16 protein-coding genes are annotated in these 14956 nt (G+C 37.9%); all 16 read left to right on the forward strand.

The window, feature by feature from the left end; all coding sequences use genetic code 11:
- Positions 1-272: 272 nt before the first annotated feature.
- Positions 273-1583: a ribosome biogenesis GTPase Der gene (gene der, locus EL101_RS07345; RefSeq protein WP_096596254.1), complete on the forward strand. Its 1311-nt coding sequence runs from the start codon at positions 273-275 to the stop codon at positions 1581-1583.
- Positions 1584-1598: 15 nt separating this feature from the next.
- The gene (locus EL101_RS07350) at positions 1599-2597 is read left to right on the forward strand and encodes an NAD(P)H-dependent glycerol-3-phosphate dehydrogenase (protein WP_096596255.1); all 999 of its coding nucleotides are present in this window, start codon (positions 1599-1601) and stop codon (positions 2595-2597) included.
- A 170-nt stretch (positions 2598-2767) separates the two neighbouring features.
- Complete coding sequence (locus EL101_RS07355) at positions 2768-3040, forward strand: HU family DNA-binding protein (RefSeq protein ID WP_019165290.1); 273 nt, start codon at positions 2768-2770, stop codon at positions 3038-3040.
- 478 nt (positions 3041-3518) lie between these two features.
- Positions 3519-4088, forward strand: coding sequence for a heptaprenyl diphosphate synthase component 1 (locus EL101_RS07360; RefSeq protein WP_096596256.1), 570 nt, complete (start codon positions 3519-3521; stop codon positions 4086-4088).
- A 9-nt stretch (positions 4089-4097) separates the two neighbouring features.
- Entirely contained in the window at positions 4098-4811 is a 714-nt protein-coding gene (locus EL101_RS07365; protein ID WP_096541064.1) for a demethylmenaquinone methyltransferase, read from the forward strand.
- 17 nt (positions 4812-4828) lie between these two features.
- On the forward strand, positions 4829-5785 hold the full coding sequence (locus tag EL101_RS07370) for a polyprenyl synthetase family protein (RefSeq protein ID WP_096596257.1): 957 nt from the start codon (positions 4829-4831) through the stop codon (positions 5783-5785).
- An 81-nt stretch (positions 5786-5866) separates the two neighbouring features.
- On the forward strand, positions 5867-6319 hold the full coding sequence (ndk, locus tag EL101_RS07375; protein WP_019165294.1) for a nucleoside-diphosphate kinase: 453 nt from the start codon (positions 5867-5869) through the stop codon (positions 6317-6319).
- Positions 6320-6595: 276 nt separating this feature from the next.
- Entirely contained in the window at positions 6596-7762 is a 1167-nt protein-coding gene (gene aroC, locus EL101_RS07380; protein ID WP_096596344.1) for a chorismate synthase, read from the forward strand.
- Between the two features lie 16 nt (positions 7763-7778).
- On the forward strand, positions 7779-8852 hold the full coding sequence (aroB, locus tag EL101_RS07385; protein WP_096596258.1) for a 3-dehydroquinate synthase: 1074 nt from the start codon (positions 7779-7781) through the stop codon (positions 8850-8852).
- A complete protein-coding gene (aroA, locus tag EL101_RS07390) occupies positions 8853-10142 on the forward strand; it encodes a 3-phosphoshikimate 1-carboxyvinyltransferase (RefSeq protein ID WP_096596259.1) in 1290 nt (429 codons plus the stop codon).
- Between the two features lies 1 nt (position 10143).
- Positions 10144-11385 carry a tetratricopeptide repeat protein gene (locus EL101_RS07395; RefSeq protein WP_096596260.1) on the forward strand — a complete coding sequence of 414 codons (1242 nt, stop codon included), beginning with the start codon at positions 10144-10146 and terminating at the stop codon, positions 11383-11385.
- 11 nt (positions 11386-11396) lie between these two features.
- Positions 11397-11954, forward strand: a complete 558-nt coding sequence (locus EL101_RS07400; RefSeq protein ID WP_096596261.1) for a YpiB family protein — start codon at positions 11397-11399, stop codon at positions 11952-11954.
- 28 nt (positions 11955-11982) lie between these two features.
- Positions 11983-12576, forward strand: coding sequence for a DUF1405 domain-containing protein (locus EL101_RS07405; protein ID WP_096541086.1), 594 nt, complete (start codon positions 11983-11985; stop codon positions 12574-12576).
- Between the two features lie 38 nt (positions 12577-12614).
- Positions 12615-13313 (forward strand): zinc metallopeptidase, encoded by a 699-nt coding sequence (locus tag EL101_RS07410; RefSeq protein WP_014613896.1) that lies wholly within the window; start codon positions 12615-12617, stop codon positions 13311-13313.
- A 178-nt stretch (positions 13314-13491) separates the two neighbouring features.
- The gene (locus tag EL101_RS07415; protein WP_096541089.1) at positions 13492-13815 is read left to right on the forward strand and encodes a nucleotide pyrophosphohydrolase; all 324 of its coding nucleotides are present in this window, start codon (positions 13492-13494) and stop codon (positions 13813-13815) included.
- A gap of 15 nt (positions 13816-13830) precedes the next feature.
- The gene (gene bshA / locus EL101_RS07420; RefSeq protein ID WP_096596262.1) at positions 13831-14955 is read left to right on the forward strand and encodes an N-acetyl-alpha-D-glucosaminyl L-malate synthase BshA; all 1125 of its coding nucleotides are present in this window, start codon (positions 13831-13833) and stop codon (positions 14953-14955) included.
- The last annotated feature ends 1 nt before the right edge of the window (position 14956 follow it).

A 14956-nucleotide genomic window follows, 5' to 3' on the forward strand; every position in this document is an offset into this window, starting at 1 on the left:
TCAAACTTTTTATACATACCTATCCGCATTTCAAATTCAGTTATATGACCACATCCCATTTTTAACGCAAAAGCCAAAATCCATCATTCTAACCCTATTCAAACAAATAAAAATGTATTCCTACACTTTATAAGGGGTACTTTTCAGCAATGCTTTTGTTCGCGACACTTGACGTGATATAATAGCGTTGTTATGTATCGAACAATGCGAAATAGACTTGCACAGACTGATATATTCAATATTTAAGTTATTCATAGAGAGGAAGAACAAGCATGACGAAACCTGTAGTTGCTATCGTGGGGCGTCCTAACGTAGGAAAATCTACAATTTTTAACCGCATCGTCGGAGAACGTGTATCTATTGTTGAAGATACACCTGGTGTGACGCGTGACCGTATTTATTCAAGCGGTGAATGGCTCACAAATGAGTTTAATGTGATTGATACAGGTGGTATCGAGATCGGAGACGCACCATTCCAAACTCAAATTCGCGCACAAGCTGAAATCGCGATTGACGAAGCTGATGTGATCATATTCATGGTGAATGTCCGTGAAGGGGTCACACAAAATGATGAACTTGTGGCTCAAATACTTTATAAATCTAAAAAACCGGTTGTATTGGCTGTTAATAAAGTCGACAATCCAGACATGCGCAATGATATTTATGATTTTTATTCACTCGGTTTTGGAGAACCTTTCCCACTTTCGGGTTCACACGGTCTAGGTTTAGGGGACTTATTAGAAGAGGTCGCAAAACACTTTAAAAAAGAAACGCCAGACCCTTATGACGATGATACAATTCGTTTGTCATTAATTGGTCGACCTAATGTAGGGAAATCAAGTTTAATTAATGCCATTCTCGGCGAAGAACGCGTTATCGTATCTAATATTGCTGGTACAACGCGAGATGCCATCGATACCGTTTACAGCTATGAAGGCCAAGATTACGTACTGATTGATACAGCAGGAATGCGTAAAAAGGGTAAGGTTTATGAATCAACTGAAAAGTACTCGGTATTACGTGCATTGAAAGCCATTGAGCGTTCCAATGTCGTTCTTGTTGTTTTAGATGCAGAACAAGGCATTATTGAACAAGATAAACGTGTTGCTGGATATGCGCATGAAGAAGGAAAAGCGATTGTGATTGTCGTCAACAAATGGGATACGTTAGAAAAAGATAGCAATACGATGAAAAAGTTTATGGATGAAGTACGCAAAAACTTCCAATTTTTAGATTATGCACAAATTGCTTTCGTATCAGCAAAAGAAAAAACACGTTTGCGTACACTTTTCCCATTAATTAACGAAGCGAGTGAAAATCATAAAAAACGTGTTCAAAGTTCAACATTGAATGAAGTAATCACAGATGCCATTGCAATGAATCCAACACCGACAGATAAAGGCCGTCGACTCAATATTTTCTATGCAACTCAAGTGGCGATTGAACCACCGACATTTGTGGTATTTGTAAATGACGTCGAACTGATGCATTTCTCATACAAGCGTTATCTTGAAAATCAAATTAGACAAGCATTTGGGTTTGAAGGTACACCCGTACACATTATTGCACGTAAACGAAATTAGATGGAGGGGATAAACATGACGAACATTACAGTGTTTGGTACAGGAAGTTTTGGTACTGCATTGGCTAATGTGCTTGCAGACAATGGCCACAACACATTAATGTGGGGTAAAACATCAACAACAGTAGACGAAATCAACCACGAACATACAAATCATAATTATTTAAAAGGGGTTACGCTTAATACGTCAATTCAAGCGACAACAGATATTCAGACCGCAATTGACCATGCTGATATATATTTAATCGCATTGCCAACAAAAGCGATTAGAGAAGTTATGTCGCAAGTCAATCAATTGCTGACTTCAAAAAAATCTTTTATTCATGTTACTAAAGGGATTGAGAATGCAACATTTAAGCGTGTTTCAGAAATGTTGGAAGACTCCATTTCACCAGAATATAACGCTGGCATTGGGGTGCTTTCTGGTCCAAGCCATGCCGAAGAAGTGGTGATCAAACAACCAACAACCGTATCAGCAGCTTCAAGTAATCCAGAATTACGCAAATTGATACAAGATTTATTCATGACGGATTATTTACGTGTGTATACCAATGATGATCTTGTCGGCGTAGAACTTGGTGGTGCACTTAAAAATATTATTGCCATTGCGAGCGGCGTCCTTGCCGGTATGGGCTTTGGTGATAATGCAAAAGCTGCTTTAATGACGCGCGGTTTAGCAGAAATTACACGTTTAGGTGTTAAACTTGGCGCCGATCCGCTCACATTCCAAGGTTTAGGCGGCATTGGTGATTTAATTGTAACGTGTACTTCTACGCATTCAAGAAACTATTCTCTCGGTTATCAACTTGGTAAAGGAAAAAGTTTAGATGAAATCATGAATCATATGAACATGGTTGCTGAAGGCGTGTACACAACTGAATCGGTGTACAATCTTTCTAAAAAAGAAAATGTTGAAATGCCAATTACTGAAGCGTTGTATCATGTTTTATTTGAAAATCAACCTGTTGAACAAGCAGTCAAAGCGTTAATGGGACGCACAAAAAAATCAGAATAAAGATAGAAATTGACCATTTTCATGACAAAATTATAAAAAAATCAACAAAAAGCGATTAAATCAACGTTTTTCTTGTATAAATCGTTGCAGTCTTGCATTCGCTTGTGTTAAAGTCATACCATAATGATAATTGAATTATCATTACATAACCTTTGAGGAGGTGAATTGACATGAACAAAACTGACTTAATTAACGCTGTTGCAGAACAAGCTGATTTAACTAAAAAAGAAGCTGGTTTAGCTGTTGATGCTGTTTTTGAAGCAATTCAAAAATCATTAGCTAAAGGTGAAAAAGTACAATTAATCGGTTTCGGTAACTTTGAGGTACGTGAGCGTGCCGCGCGTAAAGGTCGCAACCCTCAAACAGGTAAAGAAATTGACATCCCTGCAAGCAAAGTTCCAGCTTTCAAAGCAGGTAAAGCATTAAAAGATGCTGTGAAATAATTCAATTATTAGGAAAGGGGCTGGGACACAATGGCGTTTTCCAGCCTTTCCTATGATTAATGCTACCCATAACATCGTCATTTCAATGCGCTTCAAACGATTTGTATTCATACATAGACTTCTTTTTATTTCCGTCTTTTCAAAAGTTTATCCACTTCATTTCGATTTATAAACTTCTTTAAGAAAGTAATCCTTCATTCTTTTTGTATCATTTCATTGGCTTACGTCCTATCATGATGATCAATCTGTCTCCATTGATTTGTATATACATTTTAATTTCATACTTTTTTAACAAAATTTATTCACTTCAACTAAAGCATGACTCATCACGTTGATTTGTATAACACTTTCTTAACAACATTAAATCAAGCAACATCAAACTTCATTCATGGCTTTTATGACAAAAAAAGCAAATCAGATTTAATTTTTAGGTTGATAGTGTTAAGATAGAGAGTGATTAAAATTAGAGGTGTGTCAAATGGAGAATACTTTTGAATGTTTACAACAACAACTTGATAAACGATTGAACCAACTCAATCGCCCCCAAAATATACATATCAATCGAACTTTAAGTCAATTGTTAGATCAACTTGATGTGCCTTTAAATGCAAAACTTGCGTGCCTCTCTATTGATACATCAATGAAACATCTTGATCGTATCAGTTATTATCATTATGAACGTGATGCCATACTCATAGGTGATTTGCTGAGTGCACACTATTATCAGTTACTTGCTGATTTGAAAGATGTTGAACTACAACTCCAAATGAGCCAAGCGATTGTAAAAATAAATGAATTAAAATCCTATATTCAACATCAAAAAGATATACACGCTAATGCAAATTTAAAAGATATGATGATTACGATTGAAACATTGTTAATTCAAGTATTGATAAAACATTACCGTATCGAACAGTCTTTTAGTGATATACGCCATCAACTGATTCAACAACTCGACGTACAACAATTGAGTTACTTAGTCGATTGGCAGCCAGATGAGATCAACGACATGATCATAGCATTACAAAACTATACAAAAAGTAAATGAGGTTTCAAAATGACTAAAAACAAGGCAAATAAAGCACAAGTCCATGAAGTGTTTCAAAATATTTCTGGCAAATATGACCGTTTAAATAATATTATTAGCTTCGAACAACATAAAGTGTGGCGCAAAAAAGTAATGAAAGAAATGAACGTACAAGCAGGGACAATTGCTTTAGACGTCTGTTGTGGGACTGCTGATTGGACGATTGCTTTAAGCCAAGCAGTCGGGCCAGAAGGTGAAGTGACTGGACTGGATTTCAGTGAAAATATGCTTAAAGTGGGCGAAGAAAAAACGGCGCATATGGACAACATTAGACTTGTTCAAGGTGATGCGATGGCATTGCCGTTTGATGACAATGCATTTGACTATGTGACAATCGGGTTTGGATTACGTAATATTCCAGACTATTCAAAAGCATTGTCAGAAATGTATCGCGTCCTGAAGCCAGGTGGTATGGCTGTATGTTTAGAAACTAGCCAACCGACGATGCCAGTCTTCAAACAAGGGTATCGTCTGTATTTTAAATTTGTGATGCCCATCTTCGGTAAAATCTTTGCGAAATCAAAACAAGAATATGAATGGCTCCAGCAGTCTGCATTCGATTTCCCAGATCGCGAAACTTTAAAGAAAATGTTTGAAGATGTCAACTTTGAAAATGTCAAAGTCCGTAGCTTTACAGGTGGCGTGGCTGCCATGCACTTAGCTTATAAACCCAAAACGAACTAATTAAAAGGTGATTATGCATGTCGAAATTAAATTTGAATCAAGAAATTAAAAAAATTGAAAATACTTTGAAACAGTTGATTCAATCTGAGGATTCAACACTCCAAAGTGCTGCAGATCACCTTTTATCATCAGGAGGTAAACGCGTTCGACCGTTATTCGTGATTTTGAGCAGTTACGTCGGTGAAAATCCTGCTAATGATGCGACATATCGCGTTGCTACAGCGTTAGAGTTGATTCATATGGCAACGCTCGTCCATGATGATGTGATTGATTTCAGTGATAAAAGACGTGGCAAGTTAACTATCGAGAAGAAGTGGGATCAACCGACTGCGATTTTAACCGGTAATTTTCTACTTGCACGTGCGTTAGAACATTTGTCTTATATTCAGGACAGTCGCATTCATCAAACGCTGTCTCATGCGATTATCGAAGTGTGTCGCGGAGAACTTTTCCAATTCCAAGACCAATTTAGAGCAGAACAATCGATTACGAACTATTTGCGTCGAATCAATCGCAAAACTGCGCTATTAATGCAGCTCGCTACTGAAGTAGGTGCGATGAGTTCACAGACGGACGATCAAACGATTCGAAAAATGCGTGATATTGGTCATCATATCGGCATGAGTTTCCAAATTGTTGATGATGTTTTAGATTTTACGAGTACAGAAAAGAAACTCGGTAAACCTGTCGGAAGTGACTTGCGCAATGGTCACATGACACTCCCTGTATTATTAGCGATGAAGCAGAACGCACAATTAAAAGAAAAAGTCGCAACATTAACGCCGGATTCACCAACTGAAGACTTTGATTGGTGCATTGAACAAATACGTCAATCTGAAGCGATTTCTCAATCTTTAAACGTCAGCCAACAATATCTCGACAAAGCTTCAACGTTATTGGAAACATTACCTAAAAACGAGATTAAACCACATTTCAGAAAATTAATAAAAAGATTACAAAACAGAATGAATTAATCACCTTTCCTGTTGAAAGCGCTTTAAACAAATGATAGGATAATCTTGTAATACATAAAAACACAGGGGGCATTGCGCATCATGGAAAAAAGTTTTGTAATGATTAAACCGGACGCGGTACAACGTAAATTAATTGGTGAAATTGTTCAACGCATCGAACAAAAGGGATTAAAGCTTGTAGGGGCTAAATTAATGACAGTTCCACAATCTTTAGCTGAGACACATTATGGTGAACATGAAGGAAAGCCATTTTACGACTCATTGATTTCTTTCATTACATCAGCACCCGTTTTTGCGATGGTTGTAGAAGGTGAAAACGCTGTGGCCGTTGCACGTCATATTATCGGTAGTACGAATCCTTCTGAAGCGACACCTGGTTCCATTCGTGGTGATTTAGGTTTAACGGTTGGGCGTAATGTCATTCACGGTTCAGACTCAGTGGCATCTGCTGAACGTGAAATTGCACTTTGGTTTAAAGACGAAGAAATCAGTTCATACCATACACCGGATGAAACATGGTTATATGAAGCATAATATTTAAACTCATTTCATGGGGCTTGGACATTCAGTTGTCTGGGCCCTTTGATTTGTTTCTACACATCGATCCATCATCATTTTGTATCGTCTAATTGTAACGTTATATTGAATCAAACGATGATCGCCAACGCCTTGTTTATAAATGGATTTTATCGAATTCACTTTAACCGTTAAAAGCGGTGAATAGCAAAAGTGTTTTCTATTAATTTATTTTTCATTTTGTGCTATGATATGAAACATATGAACTAAAAGGTAGGGGGAGTGCTCATCATGTTGAGATTTTTAACGTCTGGAGAATCACACGGTCCACAATTAACGGTCATTATTGAAGGACTACCAGCAAATATGACTATTGATATTGATCAAATCAACGAAGAAATGTTTAAGCGTCAAGGTGGTTATGGAAGAGGCCGTCGTATGCAAATTGAAAAGGATACGGTAGAAATCGTTTCAGGTGTGCGCCATGGTTATACATTGGGCAGTCCTGTCACGATCGTCATTAAGAATGATGATTTTACACATTGGCGTAATATTATGGGTGCTGCACCCATTTCAGAAGAAGAGAAAGAAAATATGAAACGTGTCATTACGAAACCAAGACCCGGTCATGCAGATTTGGTCGGTGGCATGAAATATAACCATCGTGATTTACGTAATGTACTTGAACGCTCATCTGCACGTGAAACAGCCGCACGCGTTGCTGTGGGGGCACTTTGTAAGCAATTGTTGAAACAGTTAGGCATCGACGTTTATAGCCGTGTCGTTGAAATCGGTGGTATTAAAGACGAGGGCATTTATGACATTGATACTATTGTTGAAAATGTTGATAAAAATGATGTCCGTGTTATTGACGACAGTATTGCACAAGCGATTCGCGATAAAATTGATAGTGCTAAAAAAGAAGGCGATTCTATCGGCGGTGTCGTCCAGGTCATTGTTAACCATATGCCAATCGGAATCGGTAGTTATGTCCACTATGATAGAAAACTTGATGGCCGAATTGCACAAAGTGTTGTTGGCATTAACGCATTTAAAGGTGTGAGTTTTGGTGAAGGCTTTAAAGCGGCAGAAAAATTAGGCAGTGAAATTCAAGATCCGATCTTATATTCAGAGGAACAAGGCTATTACCGCGCATCAAATCATCTCGGCGGTTTAGAAGGCGGTATGTCAAACGGTATGCCGATTATCGTGAATGGTGTGATGAAGCCTATTCCAACGTTGTATAAACCACTTGCATCAGTAGATATTAACTCTAAAGAACCATTTAAAGCGACGATTGAACGATCAGACAGTTGTGCGGTACCTGCTGCAAGTATTGTTTGTGAACATGCTGTCTCATATGAAATTGCGAGAACTATTTTAGAGGAGTTTGGTTCTCATGACTTTTCACGTCTCGCACAACAAGTCGCTGAAAGACGCGAACTGAACCAAACATATTAATGATAGGTGATAAATCATGCAATTAACAACGACATATCCGGACCACAATTATCCGATTATTATTGAACATGCTGCATTCGACCAATTAGATGCGCTCGTTTCTAACTACCAACATGTGTTTGTGTTTGTCGATCAAAACGTCTATACAACTTGGGAAGCCAAGATTTCTAAGTTCGTTCATCATCATGCATATACCACGTTTCAACTCCCTTCAGGTGAACAAGTGAAGTATATGGCGCAGTATGAACATTATATTGAGGCGCTACTTGCCCATCAACCAACGCGTAATACGTGCTTAATCGCAATTGGCGGCGGTGCAACAGGCGATTTCGTTGGCTTTTTAGCCGCAACATTATTACGCGGCGTTGACTTTATTCAAGTCCCTACAACGATTCTTGCCCATGATTCGAGTGTTGGCGGTAAAGTGGGTATCAATACGACACACGGTAAAAATCTTGTCGGTGCCTTTCATCGTCCAAAAGCGGTCATTTACGATTTAGAGTTTCTCACTTCATTACCTTATTCGGAAATATTAAGCGGTTATGGTGAAGTATATAAACATGCATTGTTGAATGATGCGCAATCAGTACAGACGCTTGAAAATGCTTATCCCGATAACGGACATTTAAGAGCGTTGTATGGGATTGAAAAGTATTTAATTAACGGGATTCAAACAAAGCTGCAAATTGTATTGAATGATGAAAAAGAACGTGGTCAACGTCAATTTTTAAATTTAGGTCATACGTTGGGTCATGCGATCGAATATCAATATCAACTTGCACATGGTCACGCTGTCATGATGGGGATTGTCTATCAATTTATCGTTTCAAATCTATTATTGGACACGCATTTTGATATTCCACATTACTTCAAGTATTTAAATCGTTTAGGTTATCCGTTAGATGTGATTCGCCAATTTGAATTCGAACCGTTATTTAAACTCATGCGCAATGACAAGAAAAATGATGCAAAGGGTGTACGCATGGTTCTGCTACAAGCAATTGGTGACCCTATCGTTAAACACGTTGAAACACCTATATTAGAAAAAGCACTTGAGACATTCAAACAACAATATCTTGAGGTGATATAGATGGAAAAAATTATGATTAACGGGCCACTCATTGGTGAAGTATCCGTACCTGGCGATAAATCAATGACGCACCGAGCGATTATGCTGGCTTCTTTAGCACAAGGACGCTCTGTTATACATCAACCTTTACTCGGTGAAGATTGTTTACGTACAGCAAAAATATTTGAAAAGTTAGGCGTTAAAATGGACATTACAGATGAAGCCATGACGATTGACTCACCTGGTTATGCTCATTTTCAAACGCCACACCAAACGTTATATACAGGTAATTCAGGCACGACGACACGTTTGATGGCCGGATTGCTTGGTGGATTAGGCATTCAAAGTGTGTTGTCTGGAGATGCGTCTATCGGCAAAAGACCTATGGACCGTGTGCTTCAACCGCTTCGACAAATGCATGTCAACATTTCAGGTGTAGAGGATAACTACACACCACTTATCATTGGACCTAGTGAAGTCAAAGGGATTCATTATGATATGCCAGTTGCAAGCGCGCAAGTGAAGAGTGCCATTTTGTTTGCAAGCTTATTTGCTCAAAATACGACAACGATTCGCGAAATAGATATGTCACGCAACCATACTGAGACGATGTTTGCCCATTATGGTATTCCTGTTCAAACACAAGATTTAACAGTGACCTTACCAGGCGAAGGGATTCATCATATCCAACCGCGCGACTTCGAAGTACCTGGAGATATTTCATCGGCAGTCTTTCTCATCGTGGCGGCATTAATTACACCAGGTAGTGACATTACGCTTCATAACGTTGGCATAAACCCAACCCGTGACGGAATTATCGAAATCGTTGAGCGTATGGGCGGCAATATTTCACTTTCAAATCAAACAAATGGTCCAGAGCCCACTGCAACGATTCGTGTGCAATATACACCTGGTTTAAAGGGTATTGAAATTGGTGGCGGTCTTATTCCAAGATGTATTGATGAGCTACCGACAATTGCGTTACTCTGTACACAAGCACATGGTTCAAGTATCATAAAAGATGCTGAAGAATTAAAAGTGAAAGAAACCAACCGTATTGATACAACAGCAATTGAACTCGGTAAGTTAGGTTTAAAACTTAAGCCGACTAACGACGGACTCATCATCGAACCGTCAACAATCAGTCAAATTCAACCTGTTGACAGTCATAACGACCATCGTATCGGTATGATGTTAGCCGTTGCTTCACTTATGACACCAGAACCGATTGAAATTGCACAATTCGAAAGTGTCAATGTGTCATTCCCAGGGTTTTTGCCACTACTTAAACAATTAGAAAATGAGGGATAGTATGCAAGATATCTACAAATTAATTGACGATATCAACTTACAAAAATTAGATCAACTCGATTCTCGCGTTCAGGAAGCGTTGCAATCAGATAACGATGAGGCATTGTTTGTTCTAGGTGAGACATTATATCAATTCGGACTTACACCACAAGGCCTTGAAGTCTTTCGTACGCTTTACATGAAATATCCAGATGAAGATGAAATTTTAATCTATTTTATTGATGGGCTGATTTCAGAGAACCAAACAGATGAAGCATTAGAGTTTTTAAATGAAGTGCCACTCACACCTGAACGTTTAATGTTAGAAGCTGATTTATATCAACAAATTAATATGATAGATATTGCGATTGAAAAAATCGAACAAGCGATCGAGCTACAACCTGCTGATCCGATTGTCCATTTCGCATTAGCAGAGTTACTCTACTATGATGGTCAATATTTGCGCGCATCAAGGGAGTATGACACTGTACTCCAGAGCGGAGAGTATGAAGTCAATGGTGTTAACTTATTCTCACGTTTAGCAGATAGCAGTCTTCAAAGCGGCAACTATACCGATGCACTACGTTGGTTTGATGAAATAAATGACAATGAACTGACATCAGAAGATTATCTTAAAAAAGCGATCGCGTATGAAAAGAATGACATGACGCATGAAGCAATTAAGTTGGTAAAAACATTACTCCAAAAAGATCCAGACTTTATTCAAGGCTACTACTATTTACAACAACTTTATGAAAACGAGAAAACATTTGCAGATGCGATTGAAATCGGTCAAGAAGGGTTACGTCTCAACCAGTTTTATAAAGAGTTGATGTACAGTACGGGGGCATTGCAAATCGAACATGGCGATCAAAATGAAGGTGTGACGTTATTAAAACAAGCACTTGAAGTGGATCCGGGTTATCAAGAACCTTTACTGTTGTTGGCTGACTTTTTACGTAATGAAGAAGATTATGAAGCATTAATTGAATTAGTTCAGTATGTTGATGAAGAAGATATGGACCCTCAATTTATGTGGCAACTCGCATATGCATTAGGACAAGAAGAACGTGATAAAGAGGCGCAACATTTTTACGGGTTAGCGTTTGAATCGATGCGTGACAACATTGATTTCTTAAAAGATTACTACTATTATCTCATCGAAATCGGTCAAATCGAACAAGCTAAATCTATTCTTCAATTACTGTTGCAAAAAGATAGTGGTAACCCTGAGTGGGATGCAGAACAAGGACGATTAATTTAAGGTGATAACAGATGCTAGATACGCGTTTAAATATTGAAAAACGTGACTTTATCGAGTATTTACTCTTTCACTATCAGTTTAAATCTCGAATCAGTGTATGGTTACTCAATTTCATTAAAACGACCCCTGCACTGATTGAAAAAATTCATTTTGTCGATCAAATCGTAGCAGAACACCCTACTATAGAAATGGCTGTGTCGGATACACCTGACGTAGCCATTCAATATCATGACGGTGAGACGGTAATGATGAACACGAATGAAATATTTGATCGAGTCATTCATCATTCACAGCAACTGGACGTTAAAATTCATTTTAATCCTGAAGCTGATCGTGATTTACGTCTCGATCATTTATTATTGCAACAACTGCTCGCAACGCAAAATGGAGATGCGTATCATAAAGATGTGTATCATATCGAGCTCTCTCATAGTACAGAGCAGCAAATCATTTATTTATTAAAATCACATATTGACTTAAGTTTAAATTTGAAAGATATTCAATCATTTCAGCACTATACAAAAATATTAAATCTCATTAAATTGAGACATATTACTGACGAAATTTAAATATTGACTGACGAAAGGGATCTCAATCATGTGGACAGCTCTACAGAACATGTTGTTTTATCAACGCCCAATACTCATATTGATTATTATGAGTAATATTTTAGGGACGCTTTATGGTTATATTTGGTATGCGCCACAACTTTTCAGATCAGCGTGGTATTTTTGGCCATTTATTCCAGATAGTCCCACTGCGACGTTATTTTTAGTCGTCAGCTTAATCTTGCTAATGTGTAAAAAGCAAAGTGCCATCATTGATACGCTCGCTTTCGTCACATTATTGAAATATGGCATTTGGGCAGTTATGATGAATCTTTTGTTGTTTATAGAGGACAATACTATTTATGTGGTGGGTGTCATGTTAATGATTTCTCACGGTATTATGGCGTTTCAAGCTGTATTATTTTTACCACAATTCAAATTTACGTTAATGAGTTTAGCAGTCACTATCATTTGGGTTTTCCATAATGATGTGATCGATTACGTTTTTCATCAATATCCAGTGTACGGCGGACTCGGACATTATGAAGCACAAATTGGTTACCTTGCATTTTGGCTATCCATATTGCCAATTTTGTTCGTAATTTATCGACTCAGCAGGGGTAAAAAGATTGACCAAGTTTGATGAAGCCAGTACAATAATATTATAAAGGAGTGAGCATAATGTCCATCATGTCTTTAATTATTTATTTTATTATACTTATGATCCTCCCAATGTATGCACAACACCAAGTTAAATCTAACTATGAAAAATATGCTCAAGTTAGATCAACAAGTGGCAAGACGGGACGAGAAGTAGCATTAGAAATTTTACACGCAAATGGCATTTATGATGTCGAAGTTAAAGAAGGTCAAGGCTTTTTAACAGACCATTACGATCCGAAAAACAAAGTCGTCGTATTGTCACCTTCAAACTACAACAAACCAAGTGTTGCCGGAACTGCAATTGCCGCTCACGAAGTTGGTCATGCAATTCAGCATTACGAAGGTTATTTCTTTTTACGTTTCCGAAGTGCATTAGTACCTGTTGCAAACATCGGTAGTTCGATGTCATATATTTTCATTATGGCTGGGATTATCATGACATCATTACACATGGCGATTGGTTCAACAGCGTTATGGATTGGTATTTTCTTAATGGCATTCGCTGTATTGTTCTCCATTGTGACGTTGCCTGTCGAATTTGACGCGAGTAAACGTGCAATGAATCAAATTCAAAAAATGCATATCGTGAATGAAAAAGAATATAAACATGCTGGTCGCGTATTAAGAGCAGCAGCGATGACTTATGTTGCAGCGACAGCCGTTGCAGTTGCTGAGCTCGTTCGTTTAATTTTAATCGCACGTTCAGCAGATCAATAATCAACATTAAAAAGAGTTGGGGGACAGACGCCCAGCTCTTTTTTTGCGTTTGTAGAAATATATTGATAAAACACTATTATAAAAAAGTGTTTCACCTATCAAAAAGGTGCATAGATTGCTCAACGCCACACATTTCATGTAAGATAAAGAAGAATGAAAACAGAAAGGATGTCATATCATGAATCGATCACTCTCCGATATGCAAAAAGAAGTCGATACATACATTTCACAGTTTAAAACAGGTTATTTTTCTCCACTTGCAAATCTTGCCCGCTTAACAGAAGAAGTGGGTGAATTGGCACGTGAAATCAATCACTATCATGGAGAGAAAAAGAAGAAAGCGAGTGAGGCTGAAAATACCATCGAAGCCGAACTAGGTGACAATCTTTTTGTTCTCCTCTGTCTCGCAAACTCGCTCGATATCGATATGACAGAAAGCTTTAACCAAACGATGGAAAAATTCAACAAACGTGATAAAAATCGTTTTGAAAGAAAGACATAAAGGAGTACGACCTATATGAAGATTGGCATTACTTGTTATCCCTCAGTGGGTGGTTCAGGGATCATCGCAACAGAACTCGGTATTTTAATGGCTGAACGTGGGCATGAAGTGCACTTTATTACTTCAAATATGCCATTTCGCTTAAACAAACCGGTACCTAACATTACTTTTCATCAAGTTGACGTAAATCAATATGCTGTGTTCCAATATCCACCTTATGATATTTCGTTAAGTACAAAAATCGCAAATGTCATTAATGAATATGACTTAGATGTGCTCCATATGCATTACGCGATTCCACATGCGATTTGTGGGATTTTAGCGCGACAAATGTCTGGCAAAGATATTAAAATTATGACGACTTTGCATGGTACAGATATTACAGTTCTCGGCTATGACCATTCATTGAGAAATGCGATTAAATTCGGCATCGAACAAAGTGATATTGTTACGAGTGTGAGTGAATCATTAAAAGCCGAAACGAATGAGATTATTGCACCTCAAAAAGAGATTGTACCGATTTATAATTTTGTAAGAGAGTCTGAATTTCCGACGGGTTATAATACCGGTTTAAAAGAAAGTTATGGCATTGCTCAAGACGAAAAAGTATTTATTCATGTGTCGAATTTCCGTAAAGTCAAACGGATTGATACGATTATTGATACATTTGCACTCGTTCGCAAACACATTAAATCCAAATTGTTGCTCATTGGCGATGGCCCTGAATTGCAAGATATGCGAATGAAAGTCCGCGAAATGGATCTTTCCGAAGATGTACTCTTTTTAGGTAAGCAAGATTGTATGAGTAATTTTTACCAAATGTCAGATATTGTGTTATTAATGAGTGAAAAAGAAAGCTTTGGTCTTACCTTGTTAGAAGCAATGAAAACAGGCGTTGTTCCTATTGGTACACGTGCAGGCGGCATTCAAGAAGTCATCCAACATCGTGAAACAGGCTTTTTAGTGGATATCGGCGACAGTCAAACCGCAGCTGACTATGCGCTAAAATTACTGACAGATGATGCATTATATCAATCGTTGCGTGATAATATGTTACACGATATTACAAAACGGTTCGATTCACAAATTATCGCTGACCAGTATGAACATTATTATAAAAAGATGATAGGGGAATTGTAAT

Source organism: Staphylococcus delphini (genome assembly GCF_900636325.1).
Taxonomy (GTDB): domain Bacteria; phylum Bacillota; class Bacilli; order Staphylococcales; family Staphylococcaceae; genus Staphylococcus; species Staphylococcus delphini.

Coding starts and splice junctions, on each gene's coding strand:
- aroA (WP_096596259.1), top strand. CDS start 8,853: ATGGAAAAAATTATGATTAACGGGCCACTCATTGGTGAAGTATCCGTA.
- EL101_RS07405 (WP_096541086.1), top strand. CDS start 11,983: ATGTGGACAGCTCTACAGAACATGTTGTTTTATCAACGCCCAATACTC.
- ndk (WP_019165294.1), top strand. CDS start 5,867: ATGGAAAAAAGTTTTGTAATGATTAAACCGGACGCGGTACAACGTAAA.
- aroB (WP_096596258.1), top strand. CDS start 7,779: ATGCAATTAACAACGACATATCCGGACCACAATTATCCGATTATTATT.
- der (WP_096596254.1), top strand. CDS start 273: ATGACGAAACCTGTAGTTGCTATCGTGGGGCGTCCTAACGTAGGAAAA.
- bshA (WP_096596262.1), top strand. CDS start 13,831: ATGAAGATTGGCATTACTTGTTATCCCTCAGTGGGTGGTTCAGGGATC.
- EL101_RS07355 (WP_019165290.1), top strand. CDS start 2,768: ATGAACAAAACTGACTTAATTAACGCTGTTGCAGAACAAGCTGATTTA.
- EL101_RS07360 (WP_096596256.1), top strand. CDS start 3,519: ATGGAGAATACTTTTGAATGTTTACAACAACAACTTGATAAACGATTG.
- EL101_RS07400 (WP_096596261.1), top strand. CDS start 11,397: ATGCTAGATACGCGTTTAAATATTGAAAAACGTGACTTTATCGAGTAT.
- EL101_RS07370 (WP_096596257.1), top strand. CDS start 4,829: ATGTCGAAATTAAATTTGAATCAAGAAATTAAAAAAATTGAAAATACT.
- EL101_RS07365 (WP_096541064.1), top strand. CDS start 4,098: ATGACTAAAAACAAGGCAAATAAAGCACAAGTCCATGAAGTGTTTCAA.
- EL101_RS07410 (WP_014613896.1), top strand. CDS start 12,615: ATGTCCATCATGTCTTTAATTATTTATTTTATTATACTTATGATCCTC.
- EL101_RS07350 (WP_096596255.1), top strand. CDS start 1,599: ATGACGAACATTACAGTGTTTGGTACAGGAAGTTTTGGTACTGCATTG.
- EL101_RS07415 (WP_096541089.1), top strand. CDS start 13,492: ATGAATCGATCACTCTCCGATATGCAAAAAGAAGTCGATACATACATT.
- EL101_RS07395 (WP_096596260.1), top strand. CDS start 10,144: ATGCAAGATATCTACAAATTAATTGACGATATCAACTTACAAAAATTA.